The following is a 6,503-nucleotide window of genomic DNA, read 5'->3' on the forward strand; positions in this document are numbered from 1 at the left end:
ACGATGAAGTTGCTGGATGCACAGGTGATCCGACAGGCCCTGCACTGGCTGGATCAGGGCGAGGCGGTCTGGCTGTGTACCGTACTTTGCACCTACGGCTCGGCGCCCCGGGGCCCAGGCGCGATGCTTGCGGCCCTGCCCAACGGCCAGTGGCGGGGCTCGCTTTCCGGCGGCTGCGTCGAGGAAGATTTTCTCGAGCGTATCGGCAACGGCTACTTTCCGGGACACAACCAGGTCGTGCGGTACGGTGAGGGCGGGTTGGCGCCAAATCTCGCCTTGCCCTGCGGCGGTGTCCTCGACGTGCTGCTGGAATACTTCGAACCCGGCGAGCAGGCGCGCAACCATCTGGAAGGCGTCGAGCGAGCCCTGAACGGCGAAGGCCTCTCTCAACGCCGCGTCACCCTTGAAAGCACCTCGCGCGAGCTGCAGCCAGCGAGCATGAGCGATCCGCGCGTGCAGGTCGATGCCAGCGAAGTGCGCATACGGGTAGGCGCGGTCAACCGGTTGATCCTGGCAGGATGGTCGCCGGTGGCGGAACAGTGCGCGAGCTTTGCACTGGCACTGGGTTACGAAGTCATTCTCTGCGATCCCCGGCCAGAAGTACTCGCAGACTTCTCGATGCCGGGCATTGAGGTGCGGACACTACTGCCCGCACTGTTCATCTCCGAACCCGGTAATTGCCACGCCTCGACCGCCGTGGTCGCCCTGACCCACGACCCGCGGCTGGATGATCTGACACTGATGGAAGCGGTGCGCACCGAGGCGTTCTATATCGGCGCGATGGGTTCCATGCGTACCAGCGACAAGCGCCGCGAGCGCCTGACCCGTGTGGGGCAGCTGGACCCGCAGGCACTTGCCAGGGTGCATGCACCGATCGGGCTGCGGCTTGGCAGCAAGACGCCAGCGGAGATTGCGCTGGCGGTGATGGCGGATATCCTGCGGGTTGCCAATGGCGTGAGCCGCGAGCAAGTCATAGGCGCTTGATCGCGGTCCTCCCCTCAATGCACCGCGGCGACCTGTTTGCGCTCACCCATGGGCGAGTGTCCGAACAGACGGCTGTAGCACTTGGAGAAATGGGCCGGCGAGACGAAGCCACAGGCGAGCGCGATATCCCTGACCTGGGACTCGCTGTGCAGCAACAACTGGCGAGCCCGTGACAGCCGCAGTTCGAGGTAATACTGGCTCGGCCTGCGCTGCAGGTGCTTGTGAAACAGCCGCTCCAGTTGCCGGACCGAGATGTTGTTGAGCCCGGCGAGCTCCTCCAGCGACATGGGCTCTTCAAGATTGGCCTCCATGATCGCCACCACCTGGCTGAGCTTGGGCTGGGAAGTACCCAGTTGCTGGCGCAAGGGCACGCGCTGGCGCTCCTGCGCGCCGCGCACGCGGTCACACAACAGCAGTTCGGCCGCATGCGCGGCGATGTCCCGTCCGCCAGGCTCTCGGGCGATCAGCTGCAGGATCATGTCCATCGACGCAACCCCGCCTGAGCTGGTGTAACGGTCGCGGTCCAGCTCGAACAGCTGATTCGAGATGATGATGCCCGGGAAGCGCTCCTTGAGCGCTTCGATGTCTTCCCAGTGGATGGTGCAGCGATAGCCCGTTAGCAGATTGGCGCGCGCCAGGAAGTGACTGCCGGTACAGATCCCGCCCAGCGGCACCTGCTCGTGAGCCAGTTTGCGCAGCCAGTTGAGTATGGGACGAATGCTGGCACCGGAAACGATCGGGTTGGGTCCCACCACGAACAGCATGTCGAGCTGGGGCGCATCGTTGATGCAGAAGTCCGGCAGGATACGCATGCCGTTGCTGGCGCAGACCGGCTGCATGTCAGCGGCGATGACCACGGTACGGAACATCGGCCGCCGCGCCGCCAAGTTGGCCATACGGAACGTCTCGACGGCCGAGGCGAAGCCGATGGTGGTGAAGTTGGGCACTACCAGGAAACCGACGACTTTCTCAGGGTATTGATCATTGACCGCACATTCCCTTGCAGCGGTCGTGGTCTTGGCGTCAGCCATCAATACAGCTCCTTGAAGCGGAAGTGACAAGCACCGGGTGTCTGCCGTGATCGGCAAATTCATTGTCATTGTGTGTAGATCCAGTTCGACGGGATCTTACACCCGGTGCGCAGGAGATGCGCTATGCCGTTTCAACCCGCGGCAGCACGCGTTTTCTGACCGAGAACACCGTGCTCATGCCAATGATGAACAGCGTCAGGCCGCCGGTGGCCAGTACTTCCATCCGGTGCTGGGGCAACACCAGCATCACCACGAGAATACTCACGATGGAAAGGATGACCAGGTAGCTCAGCCACGGGAACAGCCACATCCTGAAGTCGATCGGGGTTCCCCGGGCATCCATTTTCTTGCGCAGCAGCAGTTGCGAGATGGCGATGACCAGGTAGACCAGCAGTGCCACGGCCCCCGAGCTTGCCAGCAGGAACGAGAAGACTTCCCCCGGTGCGAAGTAGTTGAGCGCTGTGGTCAGGAAACCGACTGCGGTGCTTGCCAGCACCGCGAACCAGGGCACGCCTGCCGAGGAGGTGCGTTGCAGCACGCGCGGTCCGTCACCACGCTTGCCCAGGGAGTAGACCATGCGCGAGGCCGTATAGATGGCCGAGTTGAGGCAACTGGCAACGGCGATCAGTACCACGACGTCCACGATCATCTTCGCGTGGGGGATATTCATCAGCTCCAGCGCACGCTGGTAGGAGCCTACCTGCACCAGCATCGGGTCGTTCCATGGCACGATCGAGACGATCAGGAACACCGAGACGATGTAGAAGATGCCCATCCGCCACACCACGGAATTGGTGGCGCGGGTGATCTGCTTGGAGGGGTTCCTGGACTCGGCGGCGGCAATGGTCACGATTTCAGTGCCCATGAAGCTGAATACGGTGGTGAGCATGGCACCGACCACCGCGGTCATGCCGTTGGGCATGAAACCGCCGAACTCGTTGCTCAGCCGGACAACGCCGCTGACGGACGTGTTGGGCAGCATGCCCGTCAGCGCGAGTGCACCAAGGCCGATGAAGGCCAGTACCGCGATGACTTTGAGCATGGCGAACCAGAACTCGAACTCCCCATATCGCGCCACGCTGAACAGGTTGGTGAGGGTCAGCAGGCCAGTGACCGCCAGGGCGAACTCCCAAGTCTCGATACTGGGGAACCATGCGTGCAGGATGGCCGCCGCTGCGATGGCTTCGATGGGAATGACCAGTACCCAGAACCACCAGTACAGCCAACCGATGGTGAAGCCTGCCGTGCGTCCCATCGCGCGTTCGGCGTAGGTCGAGAACGATCCGGTATCAGGCGAGGCGACTGCCATTTCCCCCAGCATGCGCATGACCAGCACCACCAGCGTGCCAGACAGCACGTACGCCAGGATCGCGGCGGGGCCTGCCGCTGCAATCGCATGCCCGGATCCGATGAACAGGCCGGCGCCGATGGCACCGGCGATAGACAGCATGGTGACGTGACGCTGCTTCAGGCCGGGGGCCAGAGTCGAGTTGCTGGACATGATAAGTACCCTTTTTATTCTTGAAGGAGGGTGGACGGTTATCGTTTATCGGTCGGCGCTGCTGGCGCTCGGCAGGGTGCTACTGCTGCAGGTCGAATGCTTCGCGCACAGCAGCGCTGATGCCCTCGACGCAGACGCGCAGGATCAACTCGCCTTTTTCCGCGCTGGAGCCTTTGGGTGAAGAGAGCGTTCCGCACGCTGGGGTGCGTTCGGGGATGATGGGGAAAACGTCATAGGGCGGGAACGTGGCCGGAGGATGGTCGACCGCACAGCCCAGGTCGACCTTGTCGGGGTGCAGGGCCAGCATCAGCGAGGTCTCGAAGACGCCGCCATGCTCGATGTCCCAGCCAAGGAAGCCATCGGGGTAGAGTTCCTTGATCACTGCTGGATCATTGACGAAGTCCCAGTAGGACAGCACCACCACCTTGAAGTCCTCGATACCGCCGTAGCGAAGCTCACGCAGCGCCAGGTCGATGCCCTCGACGATGAACATCGAGTTCTCGAAGTGGCCGTTCATCATCACCAGCTTGCGAACACCGTGCCGGGCCAGCTCCCTGATGATGTCCTGGACTGTATGGGTCAGCGTGGCGCCATCCAGGCTGGTGGTACCGGGAAAGTGGTTGCCGCCGCCCGACTTCTGCTGGGACTTGTAGCCGTAGGCGAGGGCAGGCAGCACCAGTCCGTCGACTTTCCCCGCCACCGCCTTGCACAGGGCAGTGGGCAACAGCACGTCCACTTCCATGCACATGTGATGACCGTGTTGCTCCAGTGCGCCTACCGGCAAGAACAAGGGACAGCCGGACGCCACTTTCTGTGCGTACCGGGGCCAGGTGAGTTCTCCAACTACGACGCTTTCATTCATGGATGCAGTCTCTGGATATTTTTGTTGTGTGGGGGATGAACGTCTGCCGCAAGCACCGAATGAGGCGATTGGAGCAGATCACAACGACCCCGGCTTGTCAGTTTCCGACCTGGAATTGACAAATGCTACCTGCGCCCCTACGACACTGTGCGGTTATCGGAGCGGGCGGGGGGCGACTCTGGTCAATCGCAGGTCGGTTACTCGCAAACCTCCCAGGTGGCGATCTGCTGCAATCTGGTTTTTTGCCGGGCCATCGCGTGACGGCGCCCCACAGGAGCCAGACCATGCTGCAACTGACTGATACCAGCCACCGAGCGCCCGCGCCTTTGCGGATTGGCTTCTGGCTGACCGAAGGATTCGACTTCTACGCATTGGCGGCGGCCCTTGAGCCCCTGCGCAGGGCTAATGAAGCGGCCGGCCACGGTGTCTGCGAATGGCAGATCCTCAGCACCGAGGGACAGCCACTGAAGGCCAGCAATGGCATCGCCACTGCGACTGTCCAGTTGAGCCAGGCGCAGCTATTGGACGTGCTGGTGATGTGTGGCGACGAGCTGGAGACGGGAGAAGGGAAGGCAGAAGTGCTTGAACAATGCAGGCACCTGGTGGCGCAGCCGATCGCGCTGCGTGCGTTGGACCGCAGCGGGTCGTGGCTGGCCGAACCCGGCGATCCGCGGGACCCATGCGAAGCATCGTAGGGTTTGTCTCAGGGCGGATCCTGTCACTTTCGGGTCGGATTCGCGCAAAAAACCCCGCAGCATATCTGTTCGAATGATCTCCAGTGGCACCGCAGAACCCGTGCCCTGAGTTGCTCAACCACCAAAGGATAGAAGACATGCAAATGCCGAAAACAATACAGATCAGAAACGGCGAAAAAGCGAAGCCGACCTTTTCGACACAGGAATATGCCAATCGTCAGTCGACACTGCGCACCTACCTGGCGCAGAACAATATTGACGCGGCCGTCTTCACGTCCTACCACAACATCAACTACTACAGCGACTTCCTGTATTGCTCGTTCGGCCGTCCCTATGCGCTGGTCGTGACACAGGAAACGGTGGTATCGATCAGCGCCAACATCGATGGCGGCCAGCCGTGGCGCCGTACTGTCGGCACCGACAACATCGTCTATACCGACTGGCAGCGCGACAACTACTTCGTCGCCATCCAGCAAGCGTTGCCCAAGGCAGGGCGCATCGGTATCGAGTACGACCACCTCAACCTGCTGAACCGCGACAAGCTGGCCAGCCGCTACCCGCAGGCCGAGCTGGTGGACATCGCCGCACCCTGCATGCGCATGCGCATGATCAAGTCGGCCGAAGAGCACGCCATCATTCGCCATGGTGCGCGCGTTGCGGACATTGGTGGCGCCGCCGTCGTTGAAGCCCTGCGCGACCAGGTACCGGAATATGAAGTGGCGCTGCACGCGACCCAAGCCATGGTCCGCGAAATCGCCCGTACGTTCCCCGATTCCGAATTGATGGATACGTGGACCTGGTTCCAGTCAGGCATCAACACCGATGGCGCGCACAACCCCGTTACTTCGCGCAAGGTGAACAAGGGCGACATCCTCAGCCTCAACTGCTTCCCGATGATCGCCGGGTACTACACCGCACTGGAGCGTACCCTGTTCCTGGACCACTGCTCCGATGAGCACCTGCGTCTATGGGAGGTCAACGTCAAGGTTCACGAGGCCGGTCTGAAACTGATCAAGCCTGGCATGCGTTGCTGCGACATCGCCCAGCAGTTGAACGAGATCTTCCTGGAGCATGACCTGCTGCAATACCGCACCTTCGGTTATGGTCACTCCTTCGGCACGCTCAGCCACTATTACGGCCGGGAAGCGGGGCTGGAGCTGCGCGAAGACATCGACACCGTGCTGGAACCGGGCATGGTCGTGTCGATCGAGCCGATGATCATGCTGCCCGAGGGGCGCCCAGGTGCCGGCGGGTACCGCGAGCATGACATCCTGATCGTCAACGAGCAGGGCGCCGAGAACATCACCAAGTTCCCGTATGGACCAGAGCACAACATCATCAGGAAATGACCGGTGGCGCCGCGCGAGCCAACTCGCGCGGCGCATACCGCGGGTTTACACAGCGTTAGGCCACCGCAGGCATGCGCGGTC

At 61.9% G+C, this 6,503-nt stretch carries 6 protein-coding genes; 3 read left to right on the top strand and 3 right to left on the bottom strand.

The window, feature by feature from the left end; translation table 11 throughout:
• The first annotated feature begins 3 nt into the window (after nucleotides 1-3).
• Nucleotides 4-984: an XdhC family protein gene (locus tag AC0ZZU_RS06105; RefSeq protein ID WP_476339795.1), complete on the top strand. Its 981-nt coding sequence runs from the start codon at nucleotides 4-6 to the stop codon at nucleotides 982-984.
• A 14-nt stretch (nucleotides 985-998) separates the two neighbouring features.
• Here the strand turns inward: AC0ZZU_RS06105 and AC0ZZU_RS06110 are convergent, their stop codons facing one another.
• From AC0ZZU_RS06110 to AC0ZZU_RS06120, 3 genes are all read right to left on the bottom strand, one after another.
• Nucleotides 999-2,015: a GlxA family transcriptional regulator gene (locus tag AC0ZZU_RS06110; RefSeq protein ID WP_476339625.1), complete on the bottom strand. Its 1,017-nt coding sequence runs from the start codon at nucleotides 2,013-2,015 to the stop codon at nucleotides 999-1,001.
• A gap of 121 nt (nucleotides 2,016-2,136) precedes the next feature.
• Nucleotides 2,137-3,516 carry a GABA permease gene (gabP, locus tag AC0ZZU_RS06115; RefSeq protein ID WP_476339626.1) on the bottom strand — a complete coding sequence of 460 codons (1,380 nt, stop codon included), beginning with the start codon at nucleotides 3,514-3,516 and terminating at the stop codon, nucleotides 2,137-2,139.
• Nucleotides 3,517-3,595: 79 nt separating this feature from the next.
• The gene (locus AC0ZZU_RS06120) at nucleotides 3,596-4,378 is read right to left on the bottom strand and encodes a creatininase (protein WP_476339627.1); all 783 of its coding nucleotides are present in this window, start codon (nucleotides 4,376-4,378) and stop codon (nucleotides 3,596-3,598) included.
• Between the two features lie 284 nt (nucleotides 4,379-4,662).
• Between AC0ZZU_RS06120 and AC0ZZU_RS06125 the strand changes: the two genes are divergently transcribed.
• Nucleotides 4,663-5,073: a type 1 glutamine amidotransferase family protein gene (locus AC0ZZU_RS06125; RefSeq protein ID WP_476339628.1), complete on the top strand. Its 411-nt coding sequence runs from the start codon at nucleotides 4,663-4,665 to the stop codon at nucleotides 5,071-5,073.
• A 137-nt stretch (nucleotides 5,074-5,210) separates the two neighbouring features.
• Nucleotides 5,211-6,422, top strand: a complete 1,212-nt coding sequence (locus tag AC0ZZU_RS06130) for a M24 family metallopeptidase (RefSeq protein WP_476339629.1) — start codon at nucleotides 5,211-5,213, stop codon at nucleotides 6,420-6,422.
• The last annotated feature ends 81 nt before the right edge of the window (nucleotides 6,423-6,503 follow it).

Source organism: Pseudomonas sp. JE3303, assembly GCF_056312565.1.

Bases quoted from the DNA above. Each gene is read 5' to 3' on its own strand.
- gabP (WP_476339626.1), bottom strand. From the start codon at position 3,516: ATGTCCAGCAACTCGACTCTGGCCCCCGGCCTGAAGCAGCGTCACGTC.
- AC0ZZU_RS06110 (WP_476339625.1), bottom strand. From the start codon at position 2,015: ATGGCTGACGCCAAGACCACGACCGCTGCAAGGGAATGTGCGGTCAAT.
- AC0ZZU_RS06105 (WP_476339795.1), top strand. From the start codon at position 4: ATGAAGTTGCTGGATGCACAGGTGATCCGACAGGCCCTGCACTGGCTG.
- AC0ZZU_RS06130 (WP_476339629.1), top strand. From the start codon at position 5,211: ATGCAAATGCCGAAAACAATACAGATCAGAAACGGCGAAAAAGCGAAG.
- AC0ZZU_RS06120 (WP_476339627.1), bottom strand. From the start codon at position 4,378: ATGAATGAAAGCGTCGTAGTTGGAGAACTCACCTGGCCCCGGTACGCA.
- AC0ZZU_RS06125 (WP_476339628.1), top strand. From the start codon at position 4,663: ATGCTGCAACTGACTGATACCAGCCACCGAGCGCCCGCGCCTTTGCGG.